The sequence below is a fragment of the Virgibacillus salexigens genome, from assembly GCF_000723585.1.
Classification (GTDB): Bacteria; Bacillota; Bacilli; order Bacillales; family Amphibacillaceae; genus Virgibacillus; species Virgibacillus salexigens.
Map to the genome: position 1 here is coordinate 2,020,578 of NZ_CCDP010000001.1, position 20,632 is coordinate 2,041,209.

Annotated in this window: 25 protein-coding genes and 2 riboswitches; of the genes, 21 read left to right on the top strand and 4 right to left on the bottom strand. The window is 35.8% G+C overall.

All coding sequences use genetic code 11. The features are described from left to right. Positions 1-6 precede the first annotated feature (6 nt). Positions 7-786 carry a YqhG family protein gene (locus BN990_RS09465; protein ID WP_038243773.1) on the bottom strand — a complete coding sequence of 260 codons (780 nt, stop codon included), beginning with the start codon at positions 784-786 and terminating at the stop codon, positions 7-9. Continuing rightward, complete coding sequence (locus BN990_RS09470; RefSeq protein WP_038243776.1) at positions 776-2,434, bottom strand: DEAD/DEAH box helicase; 1,659 nt, start codon at positions 2,432-2,434, stop codon at positions 776-778. Before BN990_RS09470 ends, BN990_RS09465 begins: the two co-directional genes overlap by 11 nt. A 142-nt stretch (positions 2,435-2,576) precedes the next feature. Then, positions 2,577-2,685, top strand: a riboswitch (glycine riboswitch). 3 nt (positions 2,686-2,688) lie between these two features. Continuing rightward, a riboswitch (glycine riboswitch) is annotated at positions 2,689-2,784 on the top strand. A gap of 81 nt (positions 2,785-2,865) precedes the next feature. On the opposite strand from BN990_RS09470, the gene gcvT reads away from it, so the two are divergent. The 3 genes from gcvT to gcvPB are packed head-to-tail and all read left to right on the top strand — an operon-like array spanning position 2,866 to position 6,796. Further along, the gene (gene gcvT / locus BN990_RS09475; protein WP_038243779.1) at positions 2,866-3,981 is read left to right on the top strand and encodes a glycine cleavage system aminomethyltransferase GcvT; all 1,116 of its coding nucleotides are present in this window, start codon (positions 2,866-2,868) and stop codon (positions 3,979-3,981) included. A 12-nt stretch (positions 3,982-3,993) separates the two neighbouring features. Then, the gene (gcvPA, locus tag BN990_RS09480) at positions 3,994-5,343 is read left to right on the top strand and encodes an aminomethyl-transferring glycine dehydrogenase subunit GcvPA (protein ID WP_038243781.1); all 1,350 of its coding nucleotides are present in this window, start codon (positions 3,994-3,996) and stop codon (positions 5,341-5,343) included. Beyond that, positions 5,336-6,796 carry an aminomethyl-transferring glycine dehydrogenase subunit GcvPB gene (gene gcvPB, locus BN990_RS09485; protein WP_038243785.1) on the top strand — a complete coding sequence of 487 codons (1,461 nt, stop codon included), beginning with the start codon at positions 5,336-5,338 and terminating at the stop codon, positions 6,794-6,796. Before gcvPA ends, gcvPB begins: the two co-directional genes overlap by 8 nt. Before the next feature lie 69 nt (positions 6,797-6,865). Here the strand turns inward: gcvPB and BN990_RS09490 are convergent, their stop codons facing one another. Beyond that, positions 6,866-7,231 carry a rhodanese-like domain-containing protein gene (locus BN990_RS09490; protein ID WP_021291141.1) on the bottom strand — a complete coding sequence of 122 codons (366 nt, stop codon included), beginning with the start codon at positions 7,229-7,231 and terminating at the stop codon, positions 6,866-6,868. Positions 7,232-7,436: 205 nt separating this feature from the next. Between BN990_RS09490 and mntR the strand changes: the two genes are divergently transcribed. Together mntR and BN990_RS09500 are read left to right on the top strand one after the other, a co-directional pair. Next, positions 7,437-7,856 carry a transcriptional regulator MntR gene (mntR, locus tag BN990_RS09495; RefSeq protein WP_021291142.1) on the top strand — a complete coding sequence of 140 codons (420 nt, stop codon included), beginning with the start codon at positions 7,437-7,439 and terminating at the stop codon, positions 7,854-7,856. Between the two features lie 114 nt (positions 7,857-7,970). Next, positions 7,971-8,864 carry a patatin-like phospholipase family protein gene (locus tag BN990_RS09500; protein WP_038243787.1) on the top strand — a complete coding sequence of 298 codons (894 nt, stop codon included), beginning with the start codon at positions 7,971-7,973 and terminating at the stop codon, positions 8,862-8,864. 31 nt (positions 8,865-8,895) lie between these two features. Here BN990_RS09500 and BN990_RS09505 read toward each other — a convergent pair whose 3' ends face one another. Then, on the bottom strand, positions 8,896-9,276 hold the full coding sequence (locus BN990_RS09505; protein WP_038243799.1) for an SA1362 family protein: 381 nt from the start codon (positions 9,274-9,276) through the stop codon (positions 8,896-8,898). Positions 9,277-9,631: 355 nt separating this feature from the next. Between BN990_RS09505 and BN990_RS09510 the strand changes: the two genes are divergently transcribed. From BN990_RS09510 to nusB, 16 genes are all read left to right on the top strand, one after another. Then, entirely contained in the window at positions 9,632-10,150 is a 519-nt protein-coding gene (locus BN990_RS09510) for a YqhR family membrane protein (RefSeq protein ID WP_038243802.1), read from the top strand. Between the two features lie 110 nt (positions 10,151-10,260). Beyond that, the gene (locus BN990_RS09515) at positions 10,261-11,322 is read left to right on the top strand and encodes a M24 family metallopeptidase (protein WP_038243805.1); all 1,062 of its coding nucleotides are present in this window, start codon (positions 10,261-10,263) and stop codon (positions 11,320-11,322) included. A gap of 15 nt (positions 11,323-11,337) precedes the next feature. Next, positions 11,338-11,895 (top strand): elongation factor P, encoded by a 558-nt coding sequence (gene efp / locus BN990_RS09520; protein WP_021291147.1) that lies wholly within the window; start codon positions 11,338-11,340, stop codon positions 11,893-11,895. A gap of 420 nt (positions 11,896-12,315) precedes the next feature. After that, positions 12,316-13,218, top strand: a complete 903-nt coding sequence (gene spoIIIAA, locus BN990_RS09525) for a stage III sporulation protein AA (protein ID WP_081856131.1) — start codon at positions 12,316-12,318, stop codon at positions 13,216-13,218. 23 nt (positions 13,219-13,241) lie between these two features. Beyond that, entirely contained in the window at positions 13,242-13,754 is a 513-nt protein-coding gene (gene spoIIIAB / locus BN990_RS09530; protein WP_021291149.1) for a stage III sporulation protein SpoIIIAB, read from the top strand. 18 nt (positions 13,755-13,772) lie between these two features. Continuing rightward, complete coding sequence (spoIIIAC, locus tag BN990_RS09535; protein WP_021291150.1) at positions 13,773-13,979, top strand: stage III sporulation protein AC; 207 nt, start codon at positions 13,773-13,775, stop codon at positions 13,977-13,979. Between the two features lie 6 nt (positions 13,980-13,985). After that, complete coding sequence (gene spoIIIAD, locus BN990_RS09540; protein ID WP_021291151.1) at positions 13,986-14,378, top strand: stage III sporulation protein AD; 393 nt, start codon at positions 13,986-13,988, stop codon at positions 14,376-14,378. Between the two features lie 27 nt (positions 14,379-14,405). Beyond that, complete coding sequence (gene spoIIIAE, locus BN990_RS09545; protein ID WP_021291152.1) at positions 14,406-15,581, top strand: stage III sporulation protein AE; 1,176 nt, start codon at positions 14,406-14,408, stop codon at positions 15,579-15,581. 10 nt (positions 15,582-15,591) lie between these two features. Further along, complete coding sequence (spoIIIAF, locus tag BN990_RS09550; protein WP_021291153.1) at positions 15,592-16,212, top strand: stage III sporulation protein AF; 621 nt, start codon at positions 15,592-15,594, stop codon at positions 16,210-16,212. Continuing rightward, a complete protein-coding gene (spoIIIAG, locus tag BN990_RS09555) occupies positions 16,209-16,838 on the top strand; it encodes a stage III sporulation protein AG (protein WP_021291154.1) in 630 nt (209 codons plus the stop codon). The genes spoIIIAF and spoIIIAG overlap by 4 nt, the downstream gene beginning before the upstream one ends. A 16-nt stretch (positions 16,839-16,854) precedes the next feature. After that, on the top strand, positions 16,855-17,487 hold the full coding sequence (locus BN990_RS09560; RefSeq protein ID WP_074436652.1) for a SpoIIIAH-like family protein: 633 nt from the start codon (positions 16,855-16,857) through the stop codon (positions 17,485-17,487). Between the two features lie 229 nt (positions 17,488-17,716). Continuing rightward, entirely contained in the window at positions 17,717-18,214 is a 498-nt protein-coding gene (gene accB / locus BN990_RS09565) for an acetyl-CoA carboxylase biotin carboxyl carrier protein (protein ID WP_038245136.1), read from the top strand. Between the two features lie 13 nt (positions 18,215-18,227). Further along, on the top strand, positions 18,228-19,589 hold the full coding sequence (gene accC, locus BN990_RS09570) for an acetyl-CoA carboxylase biotin carboxylase subunit (protein ID WP_021291157.1): 1,362 nt from the start codon (positions 18,228-18,230) through the stop codon (positions 19,587-19,589). 28 nt (positions 19,590-19,617) lie between these two features. Continuing rightward, positions 19,618-20,007: an Asp23/Gls24 family envelope stress response protein gene (locus tag BN990_RS09575; RefSeq protein ID WP_021291158.1), complete on the top strand. Its 390-nt coding sequence runs from the start codon at positions 19,618-19,620 to the stop codon at positions 20,005-20,007. A 70-nt stretch (positions 20,008-20,077) separates the two neighbouring features. Then, entirely contained in the window at positions 20,078-20,290 is a 213-nt protein-coding gene (locus tag BN990_RS22570) for a hypothetical protein (RefSeq protein WP_148530695.1), read from the top strand. Beyond that, positions 20,232-20,612 (top strand): transcription antitermination factor NusB, encoded by a 381-nt coding sequence (gene nusB, locus BN990_RS09580; protein WP_021291159.1) that lies wholly within the window; start codon positions 20,232-20,234, stop codon positions 20,610-20,612. Before BN990_RS22570 ends, nusB begins: the two co-directional genes overlap by 59 nt. Positions 20,613-20,632: the final 20 nt, after the last annotated feature.

Here is a 20,632-nt window from a genome sequence, read left to right on the forward strand (position 1 = left end):
GCCTGCTTATGCTATGTCTGAAGTTAAATAAAATAATCCTCCATTGATTACTTGGTATGTAATCCGAGGCTGATATCTTTCCGTAATTTCCTGAATTTCTTTTTCCATTTGTTTATCTTCTGTATCTTCTATATAAAAGTGTCTTAGTAACTCCGCTTCTGACTGTAACTCTCTAAGCGAATCTTCAGCCCATTTATGTTCCTGATTCTCTATATAGCTATCAAGAACAGATTCAATTCGCAGGTAGCCGCTTTTCAATTTAACAAGTGGGGAAAGCGTATAACAAAAATCAGATATAGTTGTTTGCAGTGGAACCTTTTCTAATGTTTCCATCATATCTGATTTCATGGTTCCGTTAATCAAATTTAATCCAATGGAAAAAAGCTCATCCCGTTTATACTTCCCCTTATAACTGATTTTAAGATTTGTTACTAACCATGGATATAAGGGGGTATTCATCGTTGGATTTACTTGTTGAAATAACTTTGTGTATTTTTCCTGTTCTTGTAAATAATGTATGATCTGCTGTAATCTCGGACTTCCAAAATGAATCCATTCCCCTTGCTCATTCCGCATTTCAGGATTAGTAATTAACGTTAATCGCATCGGCTCCCCTGGATGGCCCATTTTTTTCATATAATGCCAATAGAATGGACGGTTCATTAAAGCTTTATCCATTTCTTCCGTTAATTGAACAGATAATATACCATTATCATCTCGTAGAATGGAACAATGATGTGCTTGAAAAAAGGATTTTAGAAAGTGATTCAAATCATCAATTACCATACTTTTGCTCCTCCCCATAATTTGTATCATGTGTCTGTTTAATTACAGCAGATAGGTTTTGAAGTTTGATTTTGGCTTCACCAGGAGTTGTCGATTCAGCATAAATTTCTTGTAATTCGCTTTCAATATCGGGAATAGACAGATCCGCTAATATATCATCTAAATGACCGATCACCTGTTCAAATAAATTAATCTTTTCATATAAAAGTTTCATAATATGTTCTTCCACCGTGTGTTTAAGTGCAAAATTGTATATATGCACATCTTTATCTTGGCCATATCGGTGAATACGACCAATTCTTTGCTCTAATCGCATTGGATTCCAGGGTAAATCGTAATTTATCATATAGTTACAAAATTGTAGGTTAATCCCTTCTCCACCTGCTTCGGTTGCAATTAATACTTGGGCATGATCTTTAAAAAGTTGACGCATCCAGTCTTTTTTCCCTCGTTTAAATCCCCCTCTAAATGGCACAGAGGATATTCCATTTTGTTGTAAATACCATTGCAAATATAGTTGAGTAGCTCTATATTCGGTAAATATAATCACTTTTTCGTCGCCAATCTCTTGAATTAGTTCAACCACTTTCTCTGCTTTTTTATGATTCGGTAATTGTTCGATATTTTCGGTAATTTGGTGAAATGTATCAAGTTCAGGTTGTTCTGACAGCATCTTCTTTAACGATAAATAACATGCTTCCCTTGACGAGCAAAATTCTCTAAGAAAAGTAATCTTTGAGAAAGAAGGGAGTAAGCCAGTACTATTCTCTAATTGTTGATAAACATCTTTTTCTTCATCAGAAAACTCTGTCCAAATCGTTTCGATATGACGCTTTACTTGATTCAACCCAGTTTCTCTTCGAGTGTTTCTTACCATTACTTTTTGTACTAATTGTTTTAAATAGATATCTTGCTTCATATTTTTTCGATCTTTTCCGTAACTCTCTAAGAAAGAGTCATAATTACCCAGATGACCTGGCTTGAGAATAGAAACTAAATTAAATATTTCTATTAATTGATTTTGCACTGGTGTTGCAGTTAGTAATAGGCAGTACTTCTTTTTTAAGGCGCGAACAAATGCATAGTTTTTGGTTTTATGGTTCTTTAATTTATGTGCTTCATCTACTAAGACAAAGTCGTAGTCCAAATCCAAAATGGTTTCACGATGAGGTTCCCTTTTTGCCGTGTCCATGGAGGAAATAATAATATTTCCATGTTCCCAGCTCATATTCTTCCGATGAGCAACAGCTGGAATATAAAATTTTTCATTAAGTTCTTTCTCCCATTGATTTACCAATGAGGCTGGAACGAGAATTAATGCTTTTTTGACTAAACCACGTATCATATATTCCTTTAAAATTAATCCTGCTTCTATTGTTTTACCTAAACCTACTTCATCTGCCAGAATTGCCCTTCCATTCATTTGTTCGATTACTTGTTCTGCTGAAGCGATTTGATGTTTAAGAAAATCAACATGGGGGAGGAATTCTAATGCTCGTAACCCTTTAAAACTTGGTGTCATCGTTGTTTTCTCTGCATGAAAAGCCATGGAAAACAGTTCCCAAGAGGACACCGGGTCATTCATATCTAAACGGTTTTCTAATTCATTAATAAATATTGTATCTTTGTCTAGATGAATAGAATTCATTACATCCTTCCTTTTTCTATAGATTATTCAGAATAGCTATTTTATCTTTTATATTATGTGGTATAATAATTCACAATAAAATAGATTTTTCATTGGTTTTGTAACATAGTATAACCAATTATACATATTTTCATAAAAGCGAATGATTACAAGGGGAGAGTTTACTAGGAAGAAAAGCCATATGCTTCTAAGTAACGCCGAAGGAGCAAGCTACAGCGAATCTCTCAGGCAAAAAAGACTCTTGTAGGACGCAACTCTGGAGAGTGTTTACGTAAGAAGTAAACCACCCAAGAAGAAAATACAAATTACCTATGGCGATTTGTATGAAACTTTCTGGTAGAAGGACAGAGATTTCATTGACAACCAATGAAATCTCTGTTTTTTTAATTTTCAGATTGCTGAATAATTCGAAAATCAAGGGAGTGACTGAGATGAGTGAATTAAAACAGACGCCATTGTATCCTGCTTATTCAAAGTATGGAGCAAAAACAATTGATTTCGGTGGCTGGGACCTTCCCGTTCAATTTACTGGAATTAAGCATGAACATGAAATTACTAGAACAAAAGCAGGTTTATTCGATGTGTCGCATATGGGAGAAATTATCATAAAAGGTCGTAAAAGTTTAGATTTTCTGCAAAAAATGGTTACAAACGATGTTGGTAAACTTACACCAAATCGAGCACAGTATACGTTAATGTGCTACGAAGACGGCGGTACGGTTGATGATTTTCTTATTTATATGTTGGATGAAGACGAATATCTTCTTGTTGTTAATGCTGCAAATACGGACAAAGATTATCAATGGCTCGTTGATCATAATGATTTTGAACCAACTGAACTAGTAATTCAAAATATTTCAGAATCACTTGTTCAATTGGCTATACAGGGGCCTGTGGCAGAGAGAATTCTGCAATCATTAACCGAGACGGACTTAGCAGATATACGATTTTTCCGATTCAAAGATCAAGTGTTTTTTAGGGGGATTGAACAGCCAGCACTTGTGTCTAGAACAGGCTACACAGGTGAAGATGGATTTGAAATCTACATTGATCAGAAAAATGGAATTGATTTGTGGGAGCTTATCTTACAGGAAGGAAAAGAAAGTGGTCTTGCACCGATTGGATTAGGTGCTAGAGATACATTGCGGTTCGAAGCCAATTTACCACTCTATGGTCAAGAGATTAGCAAGGATATTAGTCCAATTGAAGCTGGTTTATCTTTTGCAGTAAAAGTAAATAAACATGCTGATTTTATTGGCAAGCACGTTTTAAAACAACAGATTGAAAACGGAACGGATAGGAAGCTAGTTGGAATAGAAATAATTGATAAAGGGATTCCCCGAACAGGATATGAAATTTATCATAATGGCCAATATGCCGGCTTTGTGACTTCTGGTACACAATCACCAACGTTACAGAAAAATATTGGACTAGCATTAATAAATACAGATCTAGCTCAAGTGGGAACAGAATTAGTTGTCCAAGTAAGAAAGAGAAGCGCTGTAGCTAAAGTGGTACAGACACCATTTTATCAAAGGCAAAAATAGGGGGAGTTGCAAATGGAATTTCGTTATTTACCAATGACGGTAGAGGATAAACAAGAAATGCTTGCTAGTATCGGAATTGACAGTACAGACGCTTTATTCTCTGATATACCAAAATCGGTTCGTCTTAAGACAGAAATGCAATTAAAGAAACCAGCCAATGAAGCTGAGTTAAAAAGGGAGCTAGCAACACTAGCTTCGAAAAATGCTAATTTAAATGATTATCGTTCTTTTTTAGGTGCGGGTGTATATGATCACTTCATTCCATCCGTTGTTGATCATGTTATTTCTAGATCTGAATTTTATACAGCATATACACCGTATCAGCCGGAAATTTCACAGGGAGAATTACAGGCAATTTTTGAATTTCAAACGATGATATCAGAATTAACTGGTATGGATGTAGCCAATTCCTCGATGTATGATGGAGGCACGTCTTTAGCAGAAGCAGTTAACTTAAGCGCAGCGCAAACAAAGCGAAAGAAAATTCTTGTTTCGAAAGCTGTACATCCACAAAGTAGAGCAGTTATAGACACTTATGCAAAAGGCCCTAATCTAGAGATAGTTGAAATTGATGTACAGAATGGTAAGACCGACATGAATCAGCTTGCAAATGAATTAGATGAACAGACTGCAAGTGTGGTCGTACAATACCCTAACTTTTTCGGGCAATTAGAGTCAATGGAAGAGATTCAGGAACTACTCGTAAACCAAAAGAAAACCATGTTTATTGTTTCTAGTAATCCGTTGGCATTGGGATATTTAACGCCACCAGGGGATTTTGGTGCTGATATTGTTGTAGGTGATACACAAGTATTTGGAATTCCAGCTCAATTCGGTGGTCCACACTGCGGCTATTTTGCCACGACAAAAAAACTTATGCGGAAAGTTCCTGGCCGCCTAGTAGGGCAAACAACGGATGAGGAAGGCGTAAGAGGATTCGTGTTAACCCTTCAAGCAAGAGAACAGCACATTCGTAGAGATAAAGCGACGTCTAATATTTGCTCAAATCAAGCGTTGAATGCATTAGCTAGTTCCGTGGCAATGAGTTCATTAGGAAAGCATGGTTTAAAACAAATGGCTGCAATTAATATGAAAAAAGCACGCTATGCAAAACAAAAATTCCAAGAAGCAGGTATGGAAGTGGTTTACAATGGTTCATTTTTTAATGAGTTTGTTATTAAATTGAACAAATCAATTGCTGATTTGAATGATCAATTACTTGACATAGGTATTATAGGTGGCTACAACTTAGAGAAAGATTTTCCTGAAATGACTGGACACATGCTTGTAGCTGTCACAGAAAACCGTACAATCGAAGATATCGACCAGTTTGTTAGAGAAATGAGGGAGCTCAATGTATAACCAAGATTTTCCACTTATTTTTGAACATAGTAAACCAGGCAGAACGAGTTATAGTCTGCCAGAATTAGATGTCCCAGATATAGACTTAGATGCAGAGTTGGGGGAGCGTTATCTTCGTGAACAACCTCCCGAACTACCGGAAGTAAGCGAGTTAGATATCGTTCGTCATTACACCGGTCTATCTAATCGAAATTATGGTGTTGATTCAGGCTTTTATCCATTAGGATCTTGTACAATGAAATATAACCCTAAGTTAAATGAGGACATTGCTCGTTTGGATGGTTTTAGTCATATACATCCAGATCAACCAGAGAAGAGTGTTCAAGGTGCAATGGAAATGATGTATGACCTTCAAACAGCATTACGTGAAATTACAGGAATGGCTGAGGTTTCTTTACAATCAGCAGCTGGTGCACATGGTGAATGGACAGCATTAATGATGATCCGTGCCTTTCATGAGGCAAATGGTGATTTCCGCCGTACAAAAGTAATTGTCCCTGATTCTGCACATGGAACGAATCCAGCATCAGCAACAGTTGCAGGATTTGAGGCTGTAACAGTTAAATCTAATGACAAAGGGTTAGTAGATTTAGAAGACTTAAAACGAGTCGTAGGAGAAGATACGGCGGCGCTCATGTTAACAAATCCAAACACCCTTGGGTTATTCGAAACGGAAATCGAGGAAATGGCAAAAATCGTTCATGAAGCTGGGGGCAAACTTTATTATGATGGTGCCAATCTAAATGCGATTATGGGCTACGCTCGACCAGGCGATATGGGATTTGATGCAGTTCATTTAAATCTTCACAAAACATTTACAGGGCCTCATGGCGGTGGTGGTCCCGGTTCTGGTCCTGTAGGAGTTACGGAAGAATTAAAAGCTTTCTTACCAAAACCTTTATTAATTAAAAAAGATGGCATTTATACGTTTGATGATGATCGCCCTCAGTCTATCGGAAGAATCAAGCCTTACTATGGGAATTTTGGTATTAATTTACGAGCATACACGTATATTCGAACAATGGGTGCAGAAGGATTGAAAAAAGTAAGTGAATACGCGGTACTAAATGCTAATTATATGATGAGAAAATTAGAATCAACTTATGAACTGCCGTTTAAGCAGCATTGTAAGCATGAATTTGTGCTATCTGGCAAACAACAGAAAAAATTAGGTGTGCGGACATTAGATATTGCAAAACGTTTACTCGATTATGGCTATCATCCACCAACCATTTATTTCCCTTTAAATGTGGAAGAGGCATTAATGGTTGAACCAACGGAAACAGAATCAAAAGAAACGTTGGATGGCTTTGTAGAAACAATGCTCAGAATAGCGGATGAAGTAATAGAGGAACCGGAATTGGTTCAAGAAGCTCCTCATCATACCATCGTGAAACGGATGGATGAAACGACTGCAGCAAGAAAACCAATCCTCAAATACGAATCAAAATAAATCAGTAAATAATAACAGCCTGGTGGCAAATTTCTTGCTACCAGGCTGTTGGCTATATAAAAACATAATTTATTTGATCTTACCAGTCCATTTTTTGAATCCGCCTTTTAAGACATTAATATCTTTATATCCTTTTTTATTGAGGAGTTGTGCTGCACGTGCTGCACGTGATCCACTTTGACAATAAAGATACACTGGTTTATCTTTGCGTAATTCAATTAATCGTTGCTTCATTTGGGTAACTGGAATGTTTCTGGCACCTAGTATGTGACCGCGTTTAAATTCTTGAGGTTCTCTTACATCAATAAGTTGCGCTTTTCGATAGCCTTCTTTAAATTGATCTTCTGTTAATGTTTTTAAATACATACGTTGTCTAAAGTATCGGAAAACACCGAAGACAACTAAAGCAACGATGAGTACTACTAAAAATTCCATGCTTTTTCCCCCGTCTATCACATTTATACATTATCTATTATAGTCGGTACACCATGATTTTTCAAAAGTTATTGCTGCAAAAGCAGTAGATAATCTTTTGTTAAACGTCTTATATTGCTTGTATCACTTACTTATTTCCTGTATCCTTTGTATTGAAACAGTTTTGCATAAGACTAAAATTTATTCTTGGAAGTGAGGAAAGCGAATGCCTACTCCTAGTATGGAAGATTACATCGAACAAATATACAACTTAATGGAAGCGAAAGGATATGCAAGAGTTTCGGACATAGCAGAAGCACTTGAGGTTCATCCTTCTTCCGTAACAAAAATGGTACAAAAATTAGATCGAGACGATTACTTAAATTATGAAAAATATAGAGGATTCATTTTAACAGCAAAAGGTAAAAAGGTTGGTGAACGTTTAGTATTTCGTCATGAATTATTAGAAGAATTTCTAGAAATTATCGGTGTAGATAATGAAAATATTTATGTAGATGTCGAAGGAATTGAACATCACCTTAGTTGGAATTCTATTGATCGAATCGGTGATGTTGTTAACTATTTTAAAGCAGATGGTTCACGCGTAGAGGAATTGAAAAAAATGCATCAAGAAGCAGAACAGTAACGTTTATTATAAATCATGTTCTAAATGCTCCTTTCTTTGCTTACAAATATAAGAGAAACTTCCTTATCCAGTATATGCTGGTTTGGAAGGAACAAGCGATAGAGGGGAAAGCATATGAAAATTGATGGTGTTTTTTCTGGTGGTGGGGTAAAAGCTTATGCTTTTATCGGCGCTTTACAACAAATCGAGCATGCAGGTTTATCGTTTGAACGTGTTGCAGGTACATCAGCAGGTGCTATTATCGCTTCGTTATTAGCCGCAGGGTACGATCATCAAGAAATAGAAATACTATTAGATGAATTAGACCTCAAGAAATTATTGGATCCGCCTGCATTAACAAAAATGTTTCCTTTTACGAAATGGTTGTTTTTATATTTTCAGTTAGGTATTCATAAAGGGAATCAACTGGAGAAATGGATCTACCGAAAGCTTGCAACGAAAGGTATATATACATTTAAAGATATTGATCCCAGTTACTTAAAGGTAGTTGCGAGTGACATTTCTTTAGGAAAACTTGTTGTAATACCAGATGATTTGGAACGTATTTACGGGATTAATTCAGCTTATTTCTCAGTAGCAAAGGCAGTTCGAATGAGCGCTGGATTTCCTTATTTTTTTATGCCCAAAAAAATGATAAGCAAGAATCGCAAAAAAAGTTTTATCGTAGATGGAGGGCTGTTAAGTAATTTCCCATTATGGGTGTTTGAAGATAGACACGGAAGAAAGAAAAGACCTATTTTAGGTGTAAAATTGAGTACTTCAGCAATTGATAAATTGGAACCAAGAAAAATATCCAATGCAATTGATATGCTACATGCGTTATTTGCAACAATGAAGGAAGCTCATGATGCAAGGTACATATCTAAATCACAGAGTAATAATATCATTTTCATTCCAGTTGAAAGTGTAACAAGTACGAATTTTTATATTAGTGAACAAGTAAAAGACTCCCTTATTCATGAAGGCTATGAAAGTGCAAAAGCTTTTTTACCCCATTGGCCGAAATAGTTACATATGAATGTAAAGAAAGGATCAAGCTTTAAAAAGAAGCTCGATCCTTTCTTTTATGTTTATTTCCATCAATAACACGTAAATGGGCAGCCTTTTTATTTCGTTTTCTTTTTGGAGAGGACGGTTGTTGTACTTTTGGCGTAGTTGTTGTATTTTTTCCTGGTTGTACTTGATGGTATTTAGCTTTTGATTGTTTAACAGCTTGTTTATATTTTTTCATTTCATTGGGAGATGTTCGTTTTCTTATAAATACAAAATAAAAGACAGCGAATATGGCAATACCAACTCCGATTGAAACGAAAAGGCTACTAAAGAAATTTGCTGTATTTGTAAACAATTGTGAGATTAGTCCAACTGCGGCTAAGCAAAGGATAATTAAAACAGGTATAGAGATCGATTTTCTAGTCATCACATATGTCCTCCTTCATCATTCACATTATACCCACCTATTATGTGTATACCACTCTGTAAAAATTTATATCAGGCTTTTACAAAAGATTTTCAAAGAATGCATATTACGCTTTTTTTAAGCTAGCTTAATATAAATTCTTTCCTGTTTTCTCAAAATTATTCCAATCGGAAAGTCTTTTCTTACATTTTACTGGAAATCAACTTAGATAACTAGATCAAATCAAGTGAAAATAATATTTATATCCGTGAACTATTCAGTTAGAACGCTGTAATAGTAGTATTGTCCTGATTATTAAACTTTATAGGATTGGTTGTAAGTCATATGGTCATAATAATAATTAGAGGTGGTTAGAATGAAACAGCAAAATCAACAACTTGAACAGAACAAACATGAAAATCCAATGACAATCCTGTCAAGATCATTACTTACAGGTTTTATTGGAGGCATTATATGGAGCATATTCGCTACAATTCTATACTATTTTAATTTTACGGAAGTTGCTCCGAAATCGTTTATATTAAGTTCATGGTTTCATGCCGAATGGATAGATACATGGCTGGGTACGGTGATTACCATTATAGCAATCGGCTTACTTTCTTTAGTAACCGCACTTGTTTATTATGGATTATTAAAAAAAGTCAGTTCCATCTGGATGGGGGTTGTCTTTGGTATCGTTCTTTGGATCATTATATTTTATATTATGAATCCAATATTCTCTACTGTTCCACAAGTAGCTGATTTGGAAATGGATACCATTGTAACAACTTTATGCGTATTTATTCTATATGGAACCTTTATCGGATATTCCATTTCCTATGATTATCATGATCTGCAAAGAGCGAAAGAGGATAGTAAAAACGCGAAAGCATAATGACCTACTTCGTTTAGCTTATGTTATTCAAACGTGCAGGTTTATGATAAACTGAATACAGTCTGCGTTTTAGATAAATGAAGTGAGAATAACAGGGAAGGGATGAGGTCATGGAAAAGCTTACTAAATTGCGAAATGCATTGGAAAGTAATCATGTTGATGGCATTTTAATAACAAGTGCAATTAATAGACGTTATATTACTGGATTTACTGGTACGGCAGGGGTTGTAATTATTAGCAGCTCTGATGCAAGATTCGTTACTGATTTTCGATACACAGAACAAGCAAGTGAACAAGCTAAAGGTTTTCAGGTAGTTGAACATAAACAAGGCATTGATCTCGAAATTCAAGATCAATTGCAGGAAATGGGAATTACACGTCTTGGATTCGAGAAAGATCACGTCACGTACCGGCAATATGAGCAATTTAAAAGCGTTTTTGATGCAGAGTTAGTACCTGTTAGCGGAATAGTTGAGTCGCTACGCCTAATTAAAACAAGTGATGAATTAGATATAATGAAGAAAGCGGCAAAAATTGCGGATGATGCATTTGACCATATTCAACATTATATTAAACCAGGGGTAAGTGAAATTGATATCTCTAATGAGTTGGAATTTTTTATGCGTAAACAAGGTGCTACTTCCTCTAGTTTTGATATAATTGTAGCTTCTGGTGAACGCTCGGCTTTACCACATGGGGTTGCCTCGGATAAGAAAATCCAGACAGGAGAATTAGTTACTTTGGATTACGGTGCTTTATATCAAGGTTATTGTTCAGATACAACTCGAACAGTAGCGGTTGGTGAAATAAGTGAAGAATTAACCAAAATCTATAATACCGTTCTTGAAGCCCAGTTACGAGGTGTAAACTACATTAAACCAGGTGTAACAGGAAAAGAAGTGGATGCTGTTACGAGAGATTATATTAAAGAGAACGGTTACGGCGACTATTTCGGTCATTCAACTGGTCACGGGCTAGGACTTGAAGTTCATGAAGGACCTGCACTCTCATTTCGAAATGATCAAAATTTAGAAGCCGGTATGGTCGTTACAGTTGAACCAGGTATCTATGTTCCCGCTGTAGGAGGCTGTCGTATTGAGGATGATATCGTTGTGACGGAAACTGGAAGCGAGCGGTTAACACATTCACCAAAAGAGTTAATTTATTTGTAATGGGAGGAATAGGAATTGATTTCGGTAAATGATTTTAAGACAGGACTAACGATAGAAGTAGACAATGGAATTTGGCAAGTAATTGAGTTTCAACATGTGAAACCGGGAAAAGGAGCTGCATTCGTACGTTCTAAGTTACGCAATTTACGTAATGGAAGTATTCAAGAAAAGACATTCCGTGCTGGGGAAAAAGTTAGCAAAGCCCATATAGAAACAAGAAAAATGCAATACTTGTATGCATCTGGAGATTCACATGCTTTTATGGATACAAATACGTACGAACAAATTGAGCTTACTTCGAGTCAGATCGAAGAAGAACTGAAGTATATAAAAGAGAATATGGAAGTATCTGTTATTACCTATGAAGGTGAAATCTTAGGAGTAGAGCTTCCGAATAACGTCGAATTGGAAGTTACTGAAACTGAACCAGGGATTAAAGGGGATACTGCAAGTGGTGGTTCTAAACCAGCAACCCTTGAAACAGGACATATCGTACAAGTTCCATTCTTCATTAATCAGGGTGATGTATTAGTAATTAATACTTCTGATGGAAAATATGTATCAAGAGCATAATGATAGAATTTTAATCAAATTGTTAAAGCTGTCGGGTATTACTCGACAGCTTTTTGTTTATCTGCAGAAATATCGGCGGACTGCTTCTATCATCATTTTTTTCTTTCCACATCGTACTAGAAAGGCTCCTTCCACTTTACATTAGCCCCTTGTTGAACTCCCTTTTGAAGTTAGACTTCCATTTCTCCATTAGGCGTAAACCCCTCTTGAGTCTTCTTCTGTCTCAACTATACATTCTTGTTCCATTTTTAATTGCTTGTGCATTCCAAAAATACAGAGAATAGTCAATTAATTAACTGCTTTCTATTAATAATAGTAGGTTATTAATAAATGCTTCGTAATGGCTAGTGTAAATAGGTCATAATTTGTCCAAGCGAGCATACATTGACTAGTAAGTGATATAAAAAGTGAGGAAAATTTATGGAGGAAATAATTAGACTCTTCCCAGAAGGAATACAACATGAACTAAATAGTAGAATTGGGAATAGATGGGATCAGCTACAAGAAATCCGCTTACGACTAAATAGGCCCTTGGAATTAATCTTTCATTCCAAACAAGAGTGGCTCAATCAAGCTTTACCAAACAAGCTTGATTTTGTACACATTATTAACCAACTTAGTGAATATTCTTTATATCGTATGGAAGAAGAGCTTAGAGAAGGATATATGACAATTGAAGGTGGACATCGTGTCGGTTTAGCAGGAAAAGTAAATACATTAAATGGTGCTGTTAAAGCAATTCAATTCATCACTTTTTTGAATATACGTATTGCTAAGGAAAAAATTGGTGTTGCAACTAAAATTATGCCTTATCTCTATCACCAAGGGTATCTGAATACACTCATCGTAGGTGCACCACAAACCGGAAAAACAACGCTTATTCGAGACATCGCAAGAATTATTTCCACAGGTTGGAAGAACGTCCCTGCTAAAAAAGTAGGTGTTATCGATGAACGATCTGAAATCGCTGCATCGATTAAAGGAGTACCTCAACATGATTTAGGGTTAAGAACAGACGTTATGGATGCATGTCCTAAAGCCGAAGGAATGATGATGATGATACGGTCGATGTCACCGGAAATACTTATTGTTGATGAAATCGGCGGTAAGAAGGATGTGGATGCGTTATTGGAAGCTTTAAACGCTGGTGTGGTTGTTGTATGTAGCGTACATGGACAAACACTAGAAGAACTAAAAAAGCGTCCTACGATACAAGCACTTATAAATCAAAGAATCTTTCATCGTTATCTTATTTTAGACAGCACATTATCGATGGGACGTTTTCGAGGGATACACGATGCAGAGGGAAAACGAATGTCATAACAATACAATGGAGGTTTGATCCAATGCAATGGGTTGGTGCACTTTTGTTTATTTGTACAACGACGTGGATTGGATTTGAATGGAGTAATCGTTTAGCAAATCGCCCAAAGCATATTCGCCAGGTGAAAAATGCTTTACAGATTCTTGAAGCTGAAATGATGTATAGTCAATTGCCATTACAAGATGCTTTTCACACGATTAAAAATCAAACCCCGTTTCCAATACATGCTTTCTTCGATCGGTTGTATAAAAATATGAATCAGGAAAGTAAAGATTTTGGTATTGTTTGGCAGAATAGTTTAGATGAGCTGATGGATATTTCTTGTTTAGGAAATAACGAAAAAGAGATCTTACTCCAATTTGGACAAACGTTAGGGCAACATGATTTTCTTCAACAACAAAAGCATATCCAATTAGCTGCAAGTCATTTGGATCGAGAATTAGAAGACGCCAGCGAACAGTATCAGAAATATGGCAAGATGACAAAGAGTTTAGGGGTATTATGTGGATTATTTATTGTATTGCTGCTTCTATAGGGGAAAGGAGTTAACCCGATGTTTACAGATGCTACTATCTTGTTTCAAATAGCCGGTATAGGAATTATTGTAGCCTTAATTCATACGATTTTAAAACAAATGGGTAAAGAAGAAATTGCTCAATTTGCCACCTTAATTGGATTTATTATCGTGCTCGTACTCGTTATAGATGGTTTATCCGATTTATTTCAGCAAATCAAATCTGTATTTCTCTATCAAGGGTAATGCTATATGGATATTTTACAAATAGTAACATTGGGCCTTGTAGCTAGTTTGCTATTTATCATCTTAAAAGATGTAAATAGTACCTTTGCTTTTTTTGTAATTGTTATAACAGGCATCATTATTTTTATTTCTATTATCCAACAAATTGGCAGTATTTTTCAATTAATTCAAACACTAGGTGCTAAGGCTCAAGTAGATGGCATGTATTTGGAAACCATTCTAAAGATCATTGGGATTGCATATATTGCTGAGCTGGGTGCAAGTATTACGAAAGATGCGGGATTAGCATCCGTAGCATCTAAGATAGAGCTTGCAGGTAAAATATTTATTTTATTATTAGCGGTTCCAATTATTACAGCTGTTATTGAGGCAATTTTACGATTCTTACCTGCCACGTAAATTTCCAGAAAGGAGTAAATATTAGGAATGAAATCAACTAAAAAAATGGTATTCCTGTTATTCACTTTTTTCTTTTTCTTTCTGGGACAAGCATCGATTTCAGCAAGTACGGACGTTCCTGAAATACAAGATAGTATGCTCAAAGAGATCTCGTTGGAAGGTGTACAAAAATATTGGGGGGAACTGGTTCAAGAATACGGTGGTTATCTGCCTGAACTTGAAAAAACAAGTGTTTATGAATTCATTAAAGATCAAGGTTCTATCTCCTTAAAGAATATTCTAATTGGATTTGTAGAATTTTTATTTCATGAATTAATTCTAAATGGAAAATTGCTAGGCTCTTTGTTTATGTTAACTCTGTTTTCCATTATGCTACAAACCATGCATAATGCTTTTGAAAAGAGCACTGTAAGCAAGATTGCTTATTTTGTTGTTTATATCGTGTTAATTTTTTTAGCATTAAATAGCTTTTATTCAGCAGTTACATATGCGAAAGATGCGATTGATAGTATGAGTAGTTTTATGATCGCTCTGTTGCCACTGGTACTTGGTCTTATGGCATCATTTGGTAATGTCGTAGCTGTTTCTTTTTTTCATCCAATTATTATCTTTCTTATTCATGCTTGTGGTTTAATTATTTCTTCCTTCGTTTTACCCTTACTATTCTTATCTGCTTTATTAGTCATTGTTAGTAGCTTAAATGAAAATTATAAGGTTACACATCTTGCTAATCTATTCAAAACGGTTGGTTTAGGCACATTGGGTGTATTTTTAACGATTTTTTTAAGTGTGATGTCGGTTCAAGGTGCAGCCAGTGCAATTCAAGATGGCGTAGCAATGAAAACAGCAAAATTCATTACAGGAAATTTCATCCCTGTTGTCGGTCGAACATTTACGGATGCTGCGGATACAATACTTAGTGCTTCCTTATTATTAAAAAATGCAATTGGAATTGTAGGCGTACTCATTATCTTATTCATTGCACTATTCCCGGCATTAAAGATATTTGCTATTGCCATTATCTACAAATTGGCCGCCGCCGTCCTACAGCCAATTGGCGATGGCCCTGTGATAACGACACTAAATACCATTAGTAAATATATCGTATTTATTCTAGCCTGTCTTTTGGCAGTTTCGTTTATGTTCTTTTTAGCAATCGTTATTATAATTGTAGCAAGTAATCTTACTTTGCTATTACGATAGGGTGATAAGTATGGAAATGTTAATTGATTGGGTTACACAAATTATCTTGTTTTTACTCTTAGCAGCAATCATAGATTTAATTATTCCATCAGGATCAATGAAAAAATATATCAAATTGGTAGTAGGTTTAATTCTTATACTCATTTTATTAAAACCAATTTTTTTCCTATTTAATATTGATATTAAAAGTGCCTTGGAAGCTTCTATAGACAGGGTTGAGGAAGGCAGGATAGAAGAAGAATCAATGGAAAATTTAATTGAATCTCAAAAAAATGAAATAGATGGCACACAAGATGCATATATTTTAGAACAAATGGCTGTCCAACTAAATGATTTAGCAGAACAACCACTTCAAGAGGAATTTCAAACAGAGATAAGAGATATACAGTTTTTGTTTGCTAATGAACAGGAGATGACATTTGAAAATTTGGATGAAGTCATTGTTTATTTACGAGAATCAAATGATGGGGAGGGAGCAGTGAGTATAGTTGATGATGTTGTAATTAATACGGACAACCCTGATACGGCAAAAGAAAATGAGCAGAATGAAGAGATAAAAGCATTGCTTAAGGATGTATGGGAGCTCGAAGATAAAAAACTTACACTGCAATGGGAGGGAGGGGCATCTTGAAAGAAAAATTAGAAAAACTTTTCCAAAAGGCAGATGGCAGTAAGAAACCACCTAAAAAACTAGGATATATCGTTATTTTAGGATTGGTAAGTATAATGTTACTTATTGTAGGAAATATCTTTTCTTCATCCCCAGAGTCAATGGATGAACAGCAACCAATAGAACAAACACCTACCGAACAACCAGCTCAAGAAACAGCATCCAATAAAACGAATACAACTTCTAATATGGAGGAACTAGAATCCATTTACACCAAAGATTTACAAGAGTTATTAAACAAAATTAAAGGCGTTTCTGACGCAGAAGTAATGGTCAATCTAGAATCTACAAATATAAAAGTTTATGAGAAAAATCTAGTAAAAGGGCAACAAACAACGAAAGAAACAGATAAAAATGGTGGCACCAGAGAGGTAGAGGATTCAACAGAAGAAGCGCAAACAGTATTGGTTAGACAAGGTGAAAAAGAGGTACCATTGCTTATTCAGACAAAGAAACCAGAAGTAAGGGGTGTATTTATCGTAGCAAAAGGAGCTGATCATGCAACTGTAAAAAAATGGATAGTTGAAGCTGTTTCAAGAGTATTAGATGTTCCTACGCATAGAGTATCTGTAATGCCGAAGAATTAAAGGGAGGAATGATTTTATGTTAAAAAAGCAAACAGTTTGGTTATTAACGATGTTAAGTTTAATGATTGTATTAAGTGTTTATTATATGACTTCTCCAGACAATGAAGATCTCGCTTATATTAATGAAGGGCAAGGAAATGGTAATGAAGCGGTACCAACAGATTCAGATACAACCGATTCAGATGGTAATGCAGAAGTAGACGATATTTCGAATGTTGGACAAGATCAGCTATTTACTACAATTCGAATGGAATTACAAGATGAACGAGACATGGAAAAAGAAAGACTCACAGATATTGTAGCGTCTAGTTCATCAACGCCTGCAGAAAAAGACAAAGCTTTAGAAGCAATCGATAGTATTGAAGACCGTTCATCGAAAGAAAAAATATTAGAAGAATCCATTATTGCTTCTGCGAATTATGAAGACGTGTTAGTCCGTTCAGAAGAAGATAGTGTGACGGTACAAGTTAAAGTAGAAGAGAGCTTACCTAAGTCAGACGCTGTTTCTATTATACAAATGGTTAAAGATGAATTAGGAGATAAGAAAGTTAATGTATCCTATGTTCCTTCTGAAACGCAAGCTGAAACTGAAAACAATGAAACGGAAGGCAGCGAAACTGAAAATACAGAAACCGAAAGCAATCAATAATTATTATTTGACGATCCGGGAACTTGAGTTACCCGGATTTTTCATTTACATTGATTGTTCAAACATTCGCTTTCCACTAGTAACATTGGTATAATAAAACGGAAAGCTATGAATATGGTGCATGACCTCTTCATAATAAATCTTGAAGTTTGTTATGTATTTATCGTAGAATATTAAGAGGAGTTATTAGTACCTAATAACAAGTTTAACGATGAAGGGGTGCCAAACAATCATGAATGTAAATGAAATACAAGAAATTATAAAACTGATTGACAAATCGACCATTGAAGAATTCACGTACGAATCACATGGAACTTCAGTGTCACTGAAGAAAACAAGTACAACGAAAAAACTACAAGATGCTCCCGCTTTACCGGCTTCACTCTCTCCTGAGCCAGCTGAAGCTGCAACACCAGCAGAGCGCCAAGTTGTGGAACGTAAGGTAGAAGAGCCTGTGAAAGAGGATCCTAGTAGTAAGCCTGCATATGATCATGAAATTGTATCGCCAATGGTAGGAACATTTTATACTGCACCATCCCCTGAAAAAGATGATTTTGTAAAATTGGGAAGTAAAGTGGACAAATCATCGGTTGTTTGTATAGTTGAGGCGATGAAATTATTTAATGAAATCGAAGCCGAAGTTTCAGGAGAAATTGTAGAAATCCTAGTTGAAAATGGTGAGCTTGTTGAATATGGCCAGCCATTATTCCGGGTAAACACAAAGTAAGGGGATGTAAAGAGTGATTAAAAAACTGTTGATTGCTAACAGAGGAGAAATAGCAGTTCGGATTATTCGAGCATGTAAAGAGTTAGACATCGAAACCGTAGCTGTATATTCCCAAGCAGATAGTGAAGCACTACATGTACAAATGGCCGATGAAGCTTATTGTATTGGTCCAACACAGAGTAAAGACAGCTATCTTAACTTTACAAATATCATGAGTGTAGCAATATTAACCGAAGTCGATGCGATTCATCCTGGTTATGGCTTTTTGGCAGAGAATGCTGATTTTGCGGAGATTTGCCGTGCATGCAATATTACTTTTGTCGGCCCTACCCCTGAAGCAATACAAAAGATGGGGATTAAGGATGTTGCGAGAAAAACAATGGACGAAGCGAATGTTCCAATTGTTCCGGGCTCAAAAGGAATTATTGAAAATGAAGACGAAGCAATTTCGATAGCAGAAGAAATAGGTTATCCAGTTATTATAAAAGCTACTGCTGGTGGTGGTGGTAAAGGAATTCGAGTTGCTCGCTCAGAAGAAGAGTTGCTTAAAGGGATTGAACTAACCCAAAAAGAAGCAGAAACATCTTTTGGTAATGCTGGTGTATACCTCGAAAAATATATAGAAGATTTTCGACATGTTGAGATTCAAATATTGGCTGACAGACATGGAAATGTCGTTCATTTAGGAGAACGTGATTGCAGTATTCAACGAAGGTTGCAAAAGTTGATTGAAGAATCTCCATCTCCTGCATTAACACCAGAACTTAGAGCGAAAATGGGAGAGGCTTCTGTGAAAGCTGCTAAAGCAGTTGGATATGAAGGTGCAGGAACAATTGAATACATTTTTGATCGTACAAGTAATTCCTTTTATTTTATGGAAATGAATACCCGAATTCAAGTAGAACATCCAGTAACAGAAATGGTAACTGGGTTGGATCTAATTAAAGAGCAGATTAATGTGGCGAATAATGAAGAGCTGTCTATTAAACAATCCGATATTACGCTGGAAGGTTGGGCGATTGAGTGTAGAATAAATGCTGAGAATCCATTTAAAAACTTTATGCCTTCTGCCGGAACTATTGACATGTACTTACCACCAGGAGGACTTGGGGTAAGGGTGGATTCAGCGGTATACTCTGATTATCGGATACCACCTTTTTATGATTCAATGGTGGCCAAATTAATTACGTATGGTAATACCCGTGAAGAAGCAATTAAGCGCATGAAACGGTCATTAGATGAATTTATTGTGGAAGGTGTTCATACAACCATTCCTTTCCATCGGTTAATCATGGAGAATAAAGTATTTATTAATGGTGATTTCAATACCAAATTTCTTGAAGAAAATCCCATCGTACAAGACAAAACGGAATAGAATCGATTATAAATAAAGGAGTGAGCACATGAGTGAACAACCTCTACTGAACGTTAGTGAAGATAATCTAGGTAAAGTAGAAATAGCGCCTGAAGTAATCGAAGTTATTGCTGGAATAGCTGCGACAGAAGTTGATGGTCTCTACGCAATGCGTGGGAATTTCGCGTCCGGCGTAGCAGAACGATTTGGAAAGAAAGCGCATAGTAAAGGGGTAAAGGTTGAATTAACAGAAAGCGGAATAAGTATCGATCTTTTTGTTATCTTGAACTTTGGAGTATCTATCCCCCAAGTAGCTCAATTGCTTCAATCCAATATCAGACAAACATTAAAGAATATGACTGCTTTAGATATTGATGAAATCAATGTTCATGTTGTCGGGATCCAAATGGAAGAAGGCTCCGATGAAATAGAAGCTTAATTCAAGAGGTCAAGCGGATTTATATCCGATTGGCCTCTTATTCATTTAGATACCTAGCCCTCCACAACAAATGTATGTTGCACATTGCCTTGGATTTGTTTGGTTCGGAGCAGGTATCAATAAGCTGAAATCCTTTTTTATATATGATACATTTGCTGATTGTAGCGTTGGGTTAATAATCGTGTTATTATTTGTAGAAGATACGTTAAAAGGAGTTACCAATAATGAACAGACACACGGCAAGAGAAAAGGCATTACAGATATTGTTCCAATTAGATATTAATGATAATCAACCAATCGAAGCAATGAATCATTTTTTAGAAAACGAGACAAAAGATGCTTTTTTAACCATTCTCGTGGAAGGGGTAGCAAAGTATAAAGTTGAGATAGACGATTTAATATCTGAGAAGCTTGAAAATTGGACAATTGACCGAATTGCCTCTGTTGAGAAGACAATTTTACGAATTGCTATCTTCGAACTAAATTATTTAGAAGATATTCCAACGAATGTTTCAATAAACGAAGCAATTGAATTAGGGAATACATATGGTGATGATAATTCAGGCAAATTTATCAATGGTGTACTATCTAAATTTGTAAATTAATTATACAGAGGGGGAAGTCT

What these genes read in the sequence shown, in the direction of transcription:
- BN990_RS09465 (WP_038243773.1), bottom strand. Translation starts at nt 786, where the DNA reads ATGGTAATTGATGATTTGAATCACTTTCTAAAATCCTTTTTTCAAGCA.
- BN990_RS09470 (WP_038243776.1), bottom strand. Translation starts at nt 2,434, where the DNA reads ATGAATTCTATTCATCTAGACAAAGATACAATATTTATTAATGAATTA.
- gcvT (WP_038243779.1), top strand. Translation starts at nt 2,866, where the DNA reads ATGAGTGAATTAAAACAGACGCCATTGTATCCTGCTTATTCAAAGTAT.
- gcvPA (WP_038243781.1), top strand. Translation starts at nt 3,994, where the DNA reads ATGGAATTTCGTTATTTACCAATGACGGTAGAGGATAAACAAGAAATG.
- gcvPB (WP_038243785.1), top strand. Translation starts at nt 5,336, where the DNA reads ATGTATAACCAAGATTTTCCACTTATTTTTGAACATAGTAAACCAGGC.
- BN990_RS09490 (WP_021291141.1), bottom strand. Translation starts at nt 7,231, where the DNA reads ATGGAATTTTTAGTAGTACTCATCGTTGCTTTAGTTGTCTTCGGTGTT.
- mntR (WP_021291142.1), top strand. Translation starts at nt 7,437, where the DNA reads ATGCCTACTCCTAGTATGGAAGATTACATCGAACAAATATACAACTTA.
- BN990_RS09500 (WP_038243787.1), top strand. Translation starts at nt 7,971, where the DNA reads ATGAAAATTGATGGTGTTTTTTCTGGTGGTGGGGTAAAAGCTTATGCT.
- BN990_RS09505 (WP_038243799.1), bottom strand. Translation starts at nt 9,276, where the DNA reads ATGACTAGAAAATCGATCTCTATACCTGTTTTAATTATCCTTTGCTTA.
- BN990_RS09510 (WP_038243802.1), top strand. Translation starts at nt 9,632, where the DNA reads ATGAAACAGCAAAATCAACAACTTGAACAGAACAAACATGAAAATCCA.
- BN990_RS09515 (WP_038243805.1), top strand. Translation starts at nt 10,261, where the DNA reads ATGGAAAAGCTTACTAAATTGCGAAATGCATTGGAAAGTAATCATGTT.
- spoIIIAA (WP_081856131.1), top strand. Translation starts at nt 12,316, where the DNA reads ATGGAGGAAATAATTAGACTCTTCCCAGAAGGAATACAACATGAACTA.
- spoIIIAB (WP_021291149.1), top strand. Translation starts at nt 13,242, where the DNA reads ATGCAATGGGTTGGTGCACTTTTGTTTATTTGTACAACGACGTGGATT.
- spoIIIAC (WP_021291150.1), top strand. Translation starts at nt 13,773, where the DNA reads ATGTTTACAGATGCTACTATCTTGTTTCAAATAGCCGGTATAGGAATT.
- spoIIIAD (WP_021291151.1), top strand. Translation starts at nt 13,986, where the DNA reads ATGGATATTTTACAAATAGTAACATTGGGCCTTGTAGCTAGTTTGCTA.
- spoIIIAE (WP_021291152.1), top strand. Translation starts at nt 14,406, where the DNA reads ATGAAATCAACTAAAAAAATGGTATTCCTGTTATTCACTTTTTTCTTT.
- spoIIIAF (WP_021291153.1), top strand. Translation starts at nt 15,592, where the DNA reads ATGGAAATGTTAATTGATTGGGTTACACAAATTATCTTGTTTTTACTC.
- BN990_RS09560 (WP_074436652.1), top strand. Translation starts at nt 16,855, where the DNA reads ATGTTAAAAAAGCAAACAGTTTGGTTATTAACGATGTTAAGTTTAATG.
- BN990_RS09575 (WP_021291158.1), top strand. Translation starts at nt 19,618, where the DNA reads ATGAGTGAACAACCTCTACTGAACGTTAGTGAAGATAATCTAGGTAAA.
- BN990_RS22570 (WP_148530695.1), top strand. Translation starts at nt 20,078, where the DNA reads ATGTATGTTGCACATTGCCTTGGATTTGTTTGGTTCGGAGCAGGTATC.
- nusB (WP_021291159.1), top strand. Translation starts at nt 20,232, where the DNA reads ATGAACAGACACACGGCAAGAGAAAAGGCATTACAGATATTGTTCCAA.